Consider the following 13864-nt stretch of genomic DNA (forward strand, 5'->3'; position numbering starts at 1 on the left):
AGAATAGCATAATGACCATTGAACACATCTAAGGTTTTTGCTATGATTGACGCAATAATCAAACGAACAAAGGAGTAGTAAGTCGATGCGGGGATCAGAGAGCAGGCGGTGGTGCGAGCCTGACGATGCTAAGACTGAACTGGCCTTTGAAGTTGCTGCGGTGAAGCCAGTAATCGCAGCCGGTCGGACCGTTATCTCCTTTGAGCGCTGTGCAAACAGAACTTAGGTGGTACCGCGGCTGAGCCGTCCTAATGAAGATAGGGCGGTTTTTTGTTTGAAAAATTAGTGAACCAGTTCACGTTGTAACGTGTTCACAAAATAATCAGGAGGTAAAGAAATGGCATACGATCATCATAAGATCGATAAGAAGTGGCAACGTTATTGGGCAGAACATAACGAGTTTAATACCACGACTGATCCGAAAAAACCGAATTTTTATGCGTTAGACATGTTCCCATATCCGTCAGGTCAAGGCCTGCACGTTGGACATCCGGAAGGGTATACGGCAACGGATATTGCTGCACGGATGAAACGGATGCAGGGCTTCAACGTGTTGCATCCGATGGGCTGGGACGCATTCGGTTTGCCGGCTGAGCAATATGCCTTGAATACCGGACACAATCCGCGTACCTTCACCAAGCAAAACATTGAAACATTTAAGCGTCAAATTAATAGTCTTGGCTTTTCATACGACTGGAATCGCGAAATCAATACGACAGATCCAAATTACTACAAGTGGACGCAATGGATTTTTGAACAGTTGTATAAACATGGGTTGGCCTATGAAGCCGAAGTGCCGGTTAACTGGAGTCCGGACTTAGGAACAGTTGTGGCCAATGAGGAAGTTATCGATGGCAAAACCGAACGCGGCGGCTTTCCGGTCATTCGCAAACCAATGCGGCAGTGGATGCTGAAGATTACGGCGTATGCGGATAAGCTACTTGCTGATCTCGATGACCTAGACTGGCCGGAATCGATCAAACAGATGCAACGCAACTGGATCGGCAAATCCACCGGTGCGCAGATTACCTTTGCAGTCACCGACAGTCAGGAAAAATTCGACGTGTTCACAACGCGTCCGGACACCCTTTTTGGCGCGACCTATGTGGTGATGGCGCCCGAACACGAATTGGTTGAAAAGATTACGACACCAGAACAGCAGGCAGTTGTCGATGCCTATGTGGAGGAAGCTGCGCATAAGTCTGATCTGGATCGAACCGCACTGGACAAAGAAAAAACCGGTGTCTGGACCGGTGCTTATGCTACCAATCCGGTTAATGGCGAAAAACTACCAATCTGGATCTCGGATTATGTCCTGGCGACGTATGGTACTGGGGCAATCATGGCGGTACCGGCGCATGATGATCGTGACTATGCTTTCGCCAAAAAGTTTGGGATCGAAATCAAGCCGGTTATCGAAGGTGGCAATATTGATGAGGCAGCCTACACTGGCGATGGGGTCCACATCAATTCCGAATTTTTGGATGGTTTAAACGAGCAGGACGCTATCGATCGGATGATCAGCTGGCTGGAAGATAAAGGCATTGGTCACGCCAAAGTCAATTATAAGTTGCGTGACTGGGTCTTTTCCCGTCAACGGTATTGGGGCGAGCCGATTCCGGTGATTCATTGGGAAGACGGCGAAACCACACTGGTACCGGAAGATGAACTGCCACTGGTATTGCCTGAAGAAGTCGATATCAAGCCAAGCGGGACTGGTGAAAGTCCATTGGCCAATTTGACAGATTGGGTCAATGTTGTCGACAAAAACGGGCGCAAAGGCAAGCGGGAAACCAACACGATGCCGCAATGGGCCGGTTCTTCATGGTATTTCCTGCGCTTTGTCGATCCGCACAATAAAGAAGCACTTGCCGATTACGACAAGCTCAAGCAGTGGATGCCGGTTGATCTTTATATTGGCGGCGCTGAACACGCCGTCCTGCATCTTTTGTACGCGCGCTTCTGGAACCTGTTCCTTTATGATATTGGCGCGATTCCGAATAAAGAGCCATTCCAGCGCCTGTATAACCAAGGCATGATTCTGGGCGACAATCATGAAAAAATGAGTAAATCCAAAGGCAATGTCGTCAACCCTGACGATGTGGTCGACGAATATGGTGCCGACACGCTGCGCCTCTATGAGATGTTCATGGGCCCGCTGGATGCCGGCATCGCGTGGTCCACAAAGGGCTTGGCCGGTGCGCGCAAGTTCCTGGATCGTGTCTGGAGTGCCTTTATCGATGACGAAGGCAAACTGCGTGATCGCATCACAACCATCAATGACGGCCGTTTGGACAAGGTTTACAACGAAACCGTTAAAAAGGTAACCGAAGACTACGAAGCCTTGCATTTTAACACTGCGATTTCTCAAATGATGGTCTTCATCAATTCGGCACGTAAAGACGATGATTTGCCGCTTGAATATGTCGAAGGTTTTGTCAAAATGCTCGCGCCGATCGCCCCGCACTTGATGGAAGAAATCTGGTCGCGGCTCGGTCACGATCACAGCCTGACATACGCGCCATGGCCGACTTACGATGAAAGCAAGCTCAAGACCGATACGTACGACATGATGGTCCAAGTCAACGGCAAGCTCCGCGGCTCCGTTACTGCCAATGTCGACGAATCCGACGACGATATCAAGCAAGCTGCACTGGCCAATGAAAACGTTCAGAAGTTCACGGCCGGTAAGGATATTAAAAAGATCATCGTGGTTCCAAGAAAAATCATCAACATCGTGGCCAAGTAACGAGATGATATTGCGAGTTATTGAAGATCCGTGACGTCAAGATCTTACGACAACCATTCAACGTTAGGTTCCAGCGAAACAAAATCGGTGCCAAAGACTGAGAGGGTCGATGGGACTGATTTTTTTGAGCGCGAGTCAGCGCGGTTAGAAGCCGGAGTGTAAGTGGCCTTGGGCGTGATGGCCATTGCGTCCAAGGCCCTTACACGCAAGGCTTCTGCGCTGTCGAGCGCGTTATGGCGAGCATCAACCAGCCCCCTAACAACTATAAACACAAGTTAACCCCCCAAGCAAAGCCCGTCATTCCAGACTATCCTAGACTATTACGCCAAGTCGGTCTTTAAACCTCCTTTGGCGTGGTATCATATTAATAATTGCCTTATCCAGAATTATCAAAGTTTTCTTTTGATTCACCAAAGAAATCCGGGAAAGATTGCAAGTGAGGCGTGGATTGCCTAAAATATAAAGGATTACGCAACACGACAGGAGCTTATCATGGAAAATTTGCTGGGCAGCGGCAATCAGCCGCCACGTTCAGACAAGGAAAAAATGATCCGCGGTTCGGCGTGGATGACTGCCGGCAGTGTTTTTTCACGGATTTTAGGAGCCATCTATGTCATTCCGTGGCGTATTTGGCTCGGTGCAGCTTTTCTAACGGCAAATGCCTTATTTACCAAGGGCTATCAGATTTATAGTCTGTTTTTGATTATTTCAACCGCGGGTGTTCCAGGGGCGGTTTCCAAGCAAGTTGCCCGGTACAACGCGATGGGCGAGTATAAAACGGGCATGCGGCTCTTTTATCATGGAACAATCGCCATGCTGCTTATGGGTGTTTTGTCTTGCGGTGCGATGTGGCTTTTGGCACCGTTATTAGCGGCAGGGGATGCGCGGATGATCCCGGTTTTCCGGTCGTTGGCGTGGCCGTTGCTGCTAATCCCATCGTTGAGTCTGATTCGCGGCTTTTTCCAAGGGTACAATGAAATGGCACCAAGCGCGATCAGCCAGTTTGTTGAACAGGTCGCCCGAATTTTGTATATGCTGGTGATGACGTATGCGATTATGGTTGCCGGCAATCATCATTACTTAGATGCGGTGGTTCATTCAACGTTTGCGGCGTTTATTGGCGCAGTTTTTGGACTCGGTCTATTGGTTGTGTATTTTGTTCAGCAAAAGCCGCGCTTAGATGCGTTAGAGGCGCAAAGTAAACAGGCTCTGAACATCAGCGTCAACGAGATTTTGTTGGATGTGGTGCGTCAGGCAATTCCATTCATCATCATGGATTCGACGATTAACATTTACTACATCATCGATCAATATACGTTTAACCCGATGATGAAGGCTTTTTATCGCGTAAGTGAGGATCAGCTGGATCGGTTCTATGCCTTATTTGCCGGTAATGCGAATAAGTTGATTATGATTATTGTTAGCTTGGCGGTTGCCATGGCCATTACCGTTGTGCCCTTGCTGGCCGGTGCCAAAACGCGTGGTGATGTTGCGGGGTTGGCGCGGCAAATCACGAACACCTTACAGCTGTTCTTTATTGTGATGATTCCTTCAGCCTTTGGGATGGTGGCGGTTGCGCGTCCCTTATATGTTTTGTTTTATCGTGATATGGATTGGTTGGGCATCAGGCTATTACAGTGGTCATCAATTTTAGCAATTTTACTGGGCCTATTTACGGTGTTAGCTGCGATTCTTCAGGGCCTGTTCAACAATCGTCTGGCGATTCAGGAAATGTTAGTGGGGATGGCGGTCAAAGTTATCGCGCAGTGGCCGATGATTTTCTTTTTCGATGTCTATGGGCCGATTATCGCAACGATGCTTGGCATGACGGTATCAAGCCTGTTGATGCTGTATTCGACGAATCGGATGTACAATATTCACGTGCGTCAAACGATTCGTCGCGGTATCGGTATTCTGGCGTTTTCATTGATCATGTGCGCCGTTTGCTACCTGATCGTGAACCTTTCCGGCATGATCATCAACCCGCAAAGTCAGTTTGGCGCTGCTTTGGTTTTGTTGGTAGCGGTTGGTGTCGGGGTACTGATTTATGGTTATTTAATTTTAAAAACGCGCTTGGCAGATATGATTATTGGCGAACGAGTCAGTCGGTTACGCGAAATTTTACACATTCGGTGATGTTATGCGATTAGATAAGTATTTAAGTCATTTGCAATTTGGCAGTCGAAAAGAAGTCAAGGCGCTCATTCGTGATAAACGCGTTCGGGTTGCCGGGGAACTCGTAACGGATCCGGGCTACAATATTTTACCGGGCGTTGCAGTGGAAGTGAACGATGCTCAAGCCGATGGGCCACTTGAAGTCGATTATTTGATGAATAAGCCGGCAGGGGTCATTACAGCAACCGAGGATCCGGTACAACCGACTGTTCTTGATTTGATTCGGCCGCATGATTACCGGCCTGGTTTATACCCGGTTGGCCGGTTGGATAAAGACACGACGGGACTATTATTACTGACCACCGACGGCAATTTAGGGCATCGACTCTTGGCGCCGAATCATCACGTTGCCAAAACCTATACGGCTACACTGGCAAAAGCGCTCACTGATGACATGAAGCGCCAATTAGAACAAGGCGTGGTTTTAGAGGATTTTACGACAGCTCCGGCAGAAGTAACGGTGGTGCCGGCAACTGACAATAAAGTGATCCAAATGACGATCACGGAAGGTAAGTATCATCAAATCAAGCGGATGCTGCTGGCGGTCGATAATGAGGTGCTGGCTTTGACCCGCATAGCGATGGGACCGCTGCGTTTACCGGAAAATATGGCAGCTGGCGACTATCGCGCGTTGACGGATGAAGAACGGGCACAGTTGGCACAGATATCCCAATAACGGCTAGATTGGTTTGGAGCATAAATAAGCTGGCGTTAATAAAAAGCGGCGGCAAGAGTGGAAAAATCTGCTCTTGCCGCCGCTTTTAATCTGACTTGCCTAATTATATGAAGGAAATGCCCGGAACTGGTTGGCAAGCTTTTTAAGATTCAGACAATTGTTTCAGATAGGCAGGCAGCTCCCGAATCACCATCGTGGGTAATGCCACGTAGCTATTCATAGCGACAATATCAGCGACGTGTGAGTGGACGAATACGGCTGCCAACACCGCTTGCTTCAGTGGCTGAAATTGACCCGCAAACGCAGCAATGATGCCGGTTAGCGTGTCGCCAGAGCCGCCTGTGGCCATTGCCGGACCACCGGCCATATTTTCGTAAACGTCATCGCCAACAAAAACATGCGTCTGGGAACTTTTGGCCACAACGATGCCAGGGATGCGTCTGGCTGCCTGTTGACTGGCGGTGACAGTTTGGTCGGGGAGTGCGAGGCCAGACAATCGCTGCCATTCAACCTGGTGAGGCGTCCAAATGAGCTGCGCGTTCGGGTAGTCGAGATGATGCGCAGCCACAAGGGTAATGGCAGAACCATCAATGATTAGAACCTGCGTCTGTTCAACTGCCGCAAAGACTCGCTTTAAAATCGCCAAGGCAGCGTTATCGGTTCCCAATCCCGGACCGACGACAATTACCGTGGCTTGACGAATAGCCGTTTCTAGGGCAGATGAGGCAGCATCGAGAATCATGGCTTCAGGCAAGCGGGCGTGCAAGGCGCTGCGGTTGACCGGATCGGTCGCCACACTGATCAGTCCGGCACCAGCATAAACCGCCGCACTGGCACTCATGATCGCGGCACCCCCGAATTGGGCGTTGCCCCCGACAATAAGGATTTTGCCAAAACTACCTTTGTAAGTATTGCGTTGCCGCGGCCGCACGACTGCCTGCGCTAACTGTTCCGTTAATTGTTTCATAAAGCAGGTGCCTCCTTCAGCACGGTCCATTCACTAAATGTTTTGGTGGTTAAATCCGCCTGGCCGGTTTGTAAAAAGCTTTTTGCAAACATGACCAGTGGCGAAGCATTATCCCAAGTTAATTTTTCCAGTGGGACGGCCTGTGCGCCAAGTGAATCCTGACCGATGAATTGCGGTACGGTTTTAGCTAATTGACCACCGGTGATCGTGAGTGTGTAGAAAACGCAAATATGTTGATTAATGGTCCAGTGCTCATACCGCCAAGGATAAACAAAACTGGTAGCGCCCAACTGACGATCAATTGTGGCGGTGAGCCCCGTTTCTTCGTTGAACTCCCGCAAAACATCATGTTCGAGAGGCTCGGGTCCGTCTAAGCTGCCGCCGGGAAGGTCAAAGCGGTGGATGTAAGGGCCGCCATTTTTACGAATGACGATCAAGCGTTGATCAATGGTTGCAATCCCATAGCAGCCAAATGCGCGGTGCGTCTTATGTGTCATTGGTTCGCCTCCATCTTTTAAGGTTAGCACGGGGGTTGTGCAGGGGCAATGCGGTGTTAAAATAAAAAAAGCCCTCCCAATCATCTTGGGAAGACCAATTGTATGTTGCCCGGACATTGAATACTCAAGAAAGTGAGTATTTATAATGCCGCGAACAGGAATCGAACCTGCACGGGAATAAATCCCACAGCGACCTGAACACTGCGCGTCTGCCAGTTCCGCCATCGCGGCAACAACATAAATGATTATAGCGGAAGCGCGTAGGCCACGCAAGCGAAAGTTTTAAGAATTTTTTCGGTACCGTTTGTTTCGCCAAAAGTGTTAGTATAAGGCATCAACTTTGATTAAGAAAGGCGGACCAACTATGTCAATTTATGATTTCGATGCAACTTTGGAAGATGGCGCAGCGTATTCATTAAGCAAATATAAGGGGCAACCGTTGCTGATCGTGAATACGGCGACTAAATGCGGGTTTGCGCCACAATTTGACGGTTTGGAAAAACTGTATAAAAAGTACAAAGATCAAGGACTAGTCATCTTGGGTTTCCCTTCTGATCAATTCAAACAGGAGTTGGCGGACGGTCATGCAGCGGCGGAGGCGTGCCGAATGAAGTATGGGGTCAGTTTTCCGATGCATCAGCTTATCAAAGTTAACGGTGCGCACACGGCCCCACTTTTCAAATACCTTAAAACCGAAGCGCCTGGTGAATTGGGGAAGTCGATCAAATGGAACTTCACGAAGTTTCTTGTGGATCGCGATGGCCGAGTTGTAAAACGTTTTGCACCGAAAACAACGCCTGAAGCCATTGAGCCGGCGTTGAAACAGGTTCTTGCTTAAGTGCATTAGCTGTAAGTCGATAGCAAGAATTCGGTCTGACCGTGGTGGACACACCCTGACAGGATGCGTACAATGGCAACAAAAGCAAGAAAGCAGGGATCGTTGATGGAAGAATTGCCAGCTGACGTTGCAGCCTTTGTTGATGCACATTTGGTTGATCGGCGAAATAGTAACGCCGTCAAGTGGGATGGCTTAAAAGATGAATTTGGCCGGGATGATTTGTTGCCAATGTGGATTGCCGATACGGAGTTCAAGGCGCCGCAAGCGGTTTTGGATGCACTAACCGCCCGTGTGCAAGAAGGGACGTTTGGTTATTCCATCCGCCCACAATCGTATTATGATGCGTTCATTAATTGGCAAAAAGAGCGCCATGGCGTGACAGTCGAACCGGAATGGATGCGGTTTGGCGTCGGCGTGGTGAAGTCGTTATATGCCATGGTCAACTGGCTGACCGACCCCGGCGATCCGGTTTTAATCATGCAGCCAGTTTATTATCCATTCATGAATGCGATCAAAGACCTCGGACGCCGCGTGGTTTCGGTTGATCTGAAATTAACTGCCGATGGCTGGCGAATGGATTTCGATCAACTGGAAAAGACACTGGCAACAACCCACATTAAAGCGATGATTCTGTGTTCGCCGCATAATCCGGTCGGTAGGATTTGGACGCGGGACGAATTAACTCGGCTGTTTGCGATTACCAGTCAGCATGATATCACGGTGGTTTCTGATGAAATCCATGGCGACCTTGAAGTCAGCGGCCCTAAATTTAGGTCAGCCTTGCAGGTGGCGGAAGGCAAAGCCCGCCAAAATCTCGTGGTGTTGAATGCCCCTTCGAAAACGTTCAATCTTACTGCGTTGCTGAATTCCCATATCATCATTCCGGATGAAGAACTGCGCGCCAAGTATGACGATTTTATCAAGCAGCTGCATCCAGTTGATACCAGCCTGATGGGCCAAGTTGCCGGCGAAGCTGCTTATCGGCATGGCGCTGCGTGGCTGGATCAGGTCCTTCAGGTAGTTCGGTATAACTACCGGCAATTGTTGGATGGCTTAGCGCAGGCGGCCCCCAAAGCGACCGTTGCCGATCTTCAAGGGACTTATTTAGCCTATGTTGATATTGGTGCATACGTGGCACCTGACCACATCAAAGCCTTTGTTGAGGGCATCTGTGGTTTGGCAGTTGACTACGGTGCATGGTTCTCGCCCAAAACGGCGACGTATATTCGCTTGAACTTAGCTACTGATCCGAAACTTGTTACCAAAGCGATCACTCGGTTAACAGAGCATTTAAGCCAGCCGCAATTGTGATCCTAGTCTCAAGAAACCAGTCGTTCATCAATACTGATAAAAGCAGGCCTTAGAGTAACGCTTTTGGCGTTGACGCTAAGGCCTGCTTTTTAGAAAATAAAACATTGCCGATGAACAGTATTAGGGATGCTTGATGACAAGATGTTGATCATTCAGATTGTGGTCCTGCACAATGGTTTTAAGATAACGGCGCAACATCGGCGAGCGTTCGAGGACAGCCCAACCCGGGTCGGCATGCAGGCGCTTGAGTTCAGCTTTGCTTGGGTGGTCATCACCCGTGAAAAAGCGCCAGTTAAGGATCCCCATCAGTCTGGCCGCCGCATCTAAATCGTGTTCATTGGTCACACCGTTGTCCATCAAATCACCATATGCCAAACCTTCACCATCTTGAAGGAAGAGACGTTTTAAGTATTGTTGATAATGCAATAAATCAGGATTTTTTCGTTGCGCAGACGTCAGGTAAGGCGTTAGATCCGTAGCTTTTTTCTGATAAGTAATTTTATTCGGACTGAAACTAACAATGCCACAACTTGCCGGACTGATTGAAAAAGCCCCGCTGACGACTTCAATCGTTGCGCACTGACCAGTCGGATCACGACTGATGTCCTGGGCGTGGATATGACCAGAAAATAGTAGCGGAACATGATATTTGGTCAGTAACTTCTTTAACGCATCACTATTGTCTAAAACATAGCCCTCATTCACAGCCTCATTATGGTTGTATAGGTTGTGGTGCATAAAAACGATTGACTTGCGATGGGCATGAGCGCCAATGGCAAGCTGCTGACGGACCCAACTCAATGTTTGCGGCGAGAGTTTACCACCTGTGTTAGGCGGGCGATTGGATGGCTCTATCGTGTAAATATTGCTGTCAAGCAACAACAACTGGTATTGATGATTCAGATTGACGCGGTAGCTCAGGCTATTCGAATCTTGGGCCGCTGCCTGCGCGTAACTTGTATGAAAAATCTGTCGCCAGTCATGAGGACTGATTTGCTCTGTTATCAGTTGCTGTTTGCCTTTGTAAGCACGTGCCCAGCCGTCGTAAATGTCATGGTTGCCCGGAATGATTAAAACCTTAGTCCCATTATCGACAAGTGGCTGTAAGCGCCGCATCAAGCTTTCCGCGCTGGCTTTTTCACCATTAAACGTCACGTCACCGGTGATGACCACAGCTGTTGGCCGCGCCTTAAGCGCACTTTGCACCAAGGCGTGAATGGCTACCGGTTGATAGTCCATGTCTTTGCCCGCGGCGGATTTCTTGATTTCAGTGTAAGCAGTGCGCTCATCGTGCAGGCTAGGCGCGATGAAGTGGGTATCGCTCAGCACCCAAATGTTGGCGCGAGTATCATTGGTTAAAGGCGCGTTGTGATCGGGATGCACCTGACTTAACACGAATGCGAATAGCACCATGCCAAGCAGTGCCGCAAAATATTTAACGACTTTCATTTTCTGCCTCCATGATTTAGTTTATCACGGCATTTGTTCAGTGCTGCCTTGAATCTTAAGATAGTTTGATTGAAAAAATAATTTGTCGATGCCAAGGTCTAAGTACTTGAAGATCTCCCAAAGTTGCGAAGCAGATTATGGTAAAATGAGACATCGTTTTAAGCACCAATCAAAATGAAGCTTTTAGAGAGAGGACAAATCATGCAAGTCATCGTAACCGTTATTGGAACTGATAAAGTCGGGATTATTGCCCAAGTGACAACGGCATTGGCCGACTTGAACGTCAATATTTTGGATGTGTCACAAACCATCATGCGAGGCGCTTTTACCATGATGCTACTTGCCAAGATCCCGGATGATGCCAGCTTTAAGTCTGTTAAGCAGCATCTGACGGCTTTAGGCGACAAGATCGGTGTGGAGATTAAAGTTTCCCGCCAAGAAATTTTTGATGCCATGCATCGGCTTTAATCACCATCAATCAGCTCAATGAGGGAGTAGTCATGGAAACGCAACAGATTAAAGAAACAATTGAAATGATCAGCGAGGAAAATCTGGATATTCGTACCATCACGATGGGAATTTCCTTGCTGGATTGTGTGACCGGCGATTTACAGACAACGGCCGATCACGTTTATGCCAAAATCATGCGCAAAGCTGCCAAACTTGTTCCGGTTGCGGAGGCCATTAGCGATGAGTACGGCATTCCGATTGTCAATAAACGTATCAGTGTGACACCGGTCAGTCTATTGGCAGGTGCTGACCAAACGTTGGATTTTCGTCCGGTTGCCAAGGCAATGGATCGGGCAGCGAAAGATCTGGGCGTCGACTTAATCGGCGGCTATTCGGCTTTGGTTCAAAATGGCAGTACAGACGCGGAAGTCGCTTTGATGAAAAGTTTGCCAGAGGTGCTGGCAACGACAGAACGGGTTTGCGCCTCGGTCAATATTGGCAGTACCCGTAGTGGCTTGAACATGGATGCCGTGAAGCTAATGGGTACGGTGGTCAAGCAGGTCGCTGCTCGTAAGCCACAGAATGCGATGAAACTGGTGATCTTCTGCAATGCCGTTGAAGATAATCCGTTTATGGCCGGCGCCTTTTGGGGTGTTTCTGAGGGTGATGTGGCGATTAATACTGGGGTTTCCGGTCCCGGAGTCGTGCAACGGGCGTTGGCCGCTGAACCGGACGCCAGCTTTGAGGGCGTTTGTGAAACCATTAAACAGACCGCGTTTAAAGTGTCACGAATGGGACAGTTTGTGGGCAAAGTGGCGGCTGAGCGGCTAAAAGTACCGTTTAATATCGTTGACCTGAGTCTCGCACCAACGCCAGCTCAAGGCGATTCGGTGGCCCAGATTTTAGAGACGATGGGCCTCAGCCATGTTGGCACACCGGGAACAACGGCGGCGCTTGCTTTGCTTAATGATGCCGTGAAAAAAGGCGGCATTATGGCAGCAGAACGGGTCGGCGGTTTGTCAGGCGCCTTTATTCCGGTATCCGAGGACGCAAACATGATTACGGCCGCAGCTAACGGCCAGATCAGTTTGGAAAAGTTGGAAGCAATGACGGCTGTTTGCTCGGTCGGACTGGATATGGTGGCAGTTCCGGGTGATACACCGGATACTACGATTAGCGGCATGATTGCCGATGAGGCAGCGATTGGCATGATCAATAATAAAACCACGGCCGTTCGCGTCATTCCCGTGCCAGGCAAACATGTGGGTGAGCAGGTAGAATTCGGCGGACTTTTTGGTACCGCTCCGATCATGGCAGTCAATGACGGCGATGCCACTCAGTTCATCAACCGCGGCGGGCGGATCCCGGCGCCAATTCACAGTTTTAAAAATTAATTTGGGTGTCCATTTTAACTTTGCAAAAAGTGTCTAATTCAATAGCTCGTAACCAAAATGCCCTGTCCAACCGACGATTAGCGGAAGAACAAGGCATTTTTGATTGTTGGCGTAATCTGTAGACGAGGTGAAGATGATGTTTGTAGCGTTAGACGAGAACAATCGCCGCATCACATTAACCAGTCATCAGCAGGCCCGTCAATTGGCTGGCGGTCGTTTTCATTGCCCACCTTGCCAACAGCGGGTGTTCATCAAAAATGGCGTCGTACTGCCGGCACACTTTGCCCATCGACAGCGACCAGTTGGTGAAGGCGAGCCGGAAAGTGCCGAACATCTGGCCGGGAAAAGCTGGTTGGCAACCTGGCTGCGTCAGCATGAGCGATCGGCAACACTGGAATACTATGATGCCGCGATCCGCCAGCGTGCCGATATTCTGATTCACCAACAACCACCTAAAGTGTTGGAATTTCAGGCGAGTCCGTTGAGTATTCCTGACTTAAAGAAACGGACGACGATGTATCATCGCCGTGGCTGGCAAGTGAGTTGGATCTTAGGACGTCGGTACCACGATTCACAAGGAAAAAGACAAGCCCGCAAATTCTTGACGCTGGAAAATGATCGGTTAACGTTGTGGTACTTAAACGTACAGATCGGAACTTTGTCGCGGTTACAGCTAAAAGAAACAGGTCGGCTTTGGACGCACTATGCGCATGACCACTCGCCAAGCCAACAATGGCATTCCGAACCAGTTGATGGCTATCGACAGGCTAGACAAATCGCTTTAAGCTTGCAAAAGCGCGCTCGTCCATGGATGAGTCTCCAAGCATTGGCATATGAAAGGCGGCATAATCTGCAAGGTGCCCCTGGGTGGTTCATAACCAACCGCATCCGCTGCGGCATTTTGGCGTGCCGGAATTACGGTTGCGGATTCAGTGGCTACTGACATTTGAAGGCAAGAGCTTCACAGCAGCGCAAAGCCAGCGTTTCTGGGTAAGCGCGTTACCAGATGTTTGGACGCCCTTATTGCCAGCCGGAACACTTGCTAGCGTGCTTGATACTCATTGGCTGGCGCTGATCAAAGACGCCGGTATCATCGGTTTTAATGGTTCGCGTTATCGGTGGCGTCAATTGCCCCAATGGTTTGCGGATATTGATCGGAAGCTGGCCAACATAACGCGCTTATCAGGAAAAGATTGCGGATGAGGGGGTTAGCGCTTAAATGGCCTAAACCCGGGCCATCACACTCAAGGACACTTACACTCCGGCTTCTAACCGGGCTGGCTCACGCTCATATAAAAAGGACCTTGCATGATCGCAAGGCCCCAAGTACACCATAGAACTATTCAGCTAAACTGTTT

General features: G+C 49.2%; 10 protein-coding genes, 1 tRNA gene, 1 pseudogene and 1 other annotated feature. Of the genes and pseudogenes, 8 read left to right on the forward strand and 4 right to left on the reverse strand.

Annotation, left to right across the window (positions count from 1 at the left end):
• The first annotated feature begins 60 nt into the window (after positions 1-60).
• Positions 61-254, forward strand: a binding site (T-box leader).
• 83 nt (positions 255-337) lie between these two features.
• The 3 genes from leuS to LBCZ_RS04060 all read left to right on the forward strand — a co-directional run bounded on the left by leuS (position 338) and on the right by LBCZ_RS04060 (position 5600).
• A complete protein-coding gene (gene leuS / locus LBCZ_RS04045; protein WP_025012492.1) occupies positions 338-2749 on the forward strand; it encodes a leucine--tRNA ligase in 2412 nt (803 codons plus the stop codon).
• Positions 2750-3241: 492 nt separating this feature from the next.
• Positions 3242-4885: a putative polysaccharide biosynthesis protein gene (locus LBCZ_RS04055; protein WP_025012494.1), complete on the forward strand. Its 1644-nt coding sequence runs from the start codon at positions 3242-3244 to the stop codon at positions 4883-4885.
• A 4-nt stretch (positions 4886-4889) separates the two neighbouring features.
• Positions 4890-5600: a pseudouridine synthase gene (locus tag LBCZ_RS04060; RefSeq protein ID WP_039639336.1), complete on the forward strand. Its 711-nt coding sequence runs from the start codon at positions 4890-4892 to the stop codon at positions 5598-5600.
• Between the two features lie 142 nt (positions 5601-5742).
• Here LBCZ_RS04060 and LBCZ_RS04065 read toward each other — a convergent pair whose 3' ends face one another.
• From LBCZ_RS04065 to LBCZ_RS04075, 3 genes are all read right to left on the reverse strand, one after another.
• Positions 5743-6567 (reverse strand): NAD(P)H-hydrate dehydratase, encoded by an 825-nt coding sequence (locus LBCZ_RS04065; RefSeq protein WP_025012495.1) that lies wholly within the window; start codon positions 6565-6567, stop codon positions 5743-5745.
• Entirely contained in the window at positions 6564-7064 is a 501-nt protein-coding gene (locus tag LBCZ_RS04070) for an NUDIX hydrolase (RefSeq protein WP_025012496.1), read from the reverse strand. The genes LBCZ_RS04065 and LBCZ_RS04070 overlap by 4 nt, the downstream gene beginning before the upstream one ends.
• A 146-nt stretch (positions 7065-7210) precedes the next feature.
• Positions 7211-7295: transfer RNA gene (locus LBCZ_RS04075), tRNA-Leu, on the reverse strand.
• Positions 7296-7428: 133 nt separating this feature from the next.
• Here LBCZ_RS04075 and LBCZ_RS04080 point away from each other — a divergent pair.
• Both LBCZ_RS04080 and LBCZ_RS04085 read left to right on the forward strand, forming a co-directional pair.
• The gene (locus tag LBCZ_RS04080; protein WP_025012497.1) at positions 7429-7902 is read left to right on the forward strand and encodes a glutathione peroxidase; all 474 of its coding nucleotides are present in this window, start codon (positions 7429-7431) and stop codon (positions 7900-7902) included.
• Positions 7903-8007: 105 nt separating this feature from the next.
• Positions 8008-9213, forward strand: coding sequence for a MalY/PatB family protein (locus LBCZ_RS04085; RefSeq protein WP_025012498.1), 1206 nt, complete (start codon positions 8008-8010; stop codon positions 9211-9213).
• 120 nt (positions 9214-9333) lie between these two features.
• Here the strand turns inward: LBCZ_RS04085 and LBCZ_RS04090 are convergent, their stop codons facing one another.
• Positions 9334-10662: a metallophosphoesterase gene (locus LBCZ_RS04090; RefSeq protein WP_039638810.1), complete on the reverse strand. Its 1329-nt coding sequence runs from the start codon at positions 10660-10662 to the stop codon at positions 9334-9336.
• A gap of 201 nt (positions 10663-10863) precedes the next feature.
• Between LBCZ_RS04090 and LBCZ_RS04095 the strand changes: the two genes are divergently transcribed.
• The 3 genes and pseudogenes from LBCZ_RS04095 to LBCZ_RS04105 all read left to right on the forward strand — a co-directional run bounded on the left by LBCZ_RS04095 (position 10864) and on the right by LBCZ_RS04105 (position 13709).
• Entirely contained in the window at positions 10864-11130 is a 267-nt protein-coding gene (locus LBCZ_RS04095; protein ID WP_010489536.1) for an ACT domain-containing protein, read from the forward strand.
• Between the two features lie 32 nt (positions 11131-11162).
• Entirely contained in the window at positions 11163-12506 is a 1344-nt protein-coding gene (locus tag LBCZ_RS04100; RefSeq protein ID WP_039638812.1) for a PFL family protein, read from the forward strand.
• A 136-nt stretch (positions 12507-12642) separates the two neighbouring features.
• A pseudogene (locus LBCZ_RS04105) lies at positions 12643-13709 on the forward strand (competence protein CoiA).
• Positions 13710-13864 lie beyond the last annotated feature (155 nt).

It is taken from the genome of Lacticaseibacillus casei DSM 20011 = JCM 1134 = ATCC 393 (assembly GCF_000829055.1).
In the GTDB taxonomy this organism is placed as follows: domain Bacteria; phylum Bacillota; class Bacilli; order Lactobacillales; family Lactobacillaceae; genus Lacticaseibacillus; species Lacticaseibacillus casei.

Coding starts and splice junctions, on each gene's coding strand:
- leuS (WP_025012492.1), top strand. CDS start 338: ATGGCATACGATCATCATAAGATCGATAAGAAGTGGCAACGTTATTGG.
- LBCZ_RS04055 (WP_025012494.1), top strand. CDS start 3,242: ATGGAAAATTTGCTGGGCAGCGGCAATCAGCCGCCACGTTCAGACAAG.
- LBCZ_RS04060 (WP_039639336.1), top strand. CDS start 4,890: ATGCGATTAGATAAGTATTTAAGTCATTTGCAATTTGGCAGTCGAAAA.
- LBCZ_RS04065 (WP_025012495.1), bottom strand. CDS start 6,567: ATGAAACAATTAACGGAACAGTTAGCGCAGGCAGTCGTGCGGCCGCGG.
- LBCZ_RS04070 (WP_025012496.1), bottom strand. CDS start 7,064: ATGACACATAAGACGCACCGCGCATTTGGCTGCTATGGGATTGCAACC.
- LBCZ_RS04080 (WP_025012497.1), top strand. CDS start 7,429: ATGTCAATTTATGATTTCGATGCAACTTTGGAAGATGGCGCAGCGTAT.
- LBCZ_RS04085 (WP_025012498.1), top strand. CDS start 8,008: ATGGAAGAATTGCCAGCTGACGTTGCAGCCTTTGTTGATGCACATTTG.
- LBCZ_RS04090 (WP_039638810.1), bottom strand. CDS start 10,662: ATGAAAGTCGTTAAATATTTTGCGGCACTGCTTGGCATGGTGCTATTC.
- LBCZ_RS04095 (WP_010489536.1), top strand. CDS start 10,864: ATGCAAGTCATCGTAACCGTTATTGGAACTGATAAAGTCGGGATTATT.
- LBCZ_RS04100 (WP_039638812.1), top strand. CDS start 11,163: ATGGAAACGCAACAGATTAAAGAAACAATTGAAATGATCAGCGAGGAA.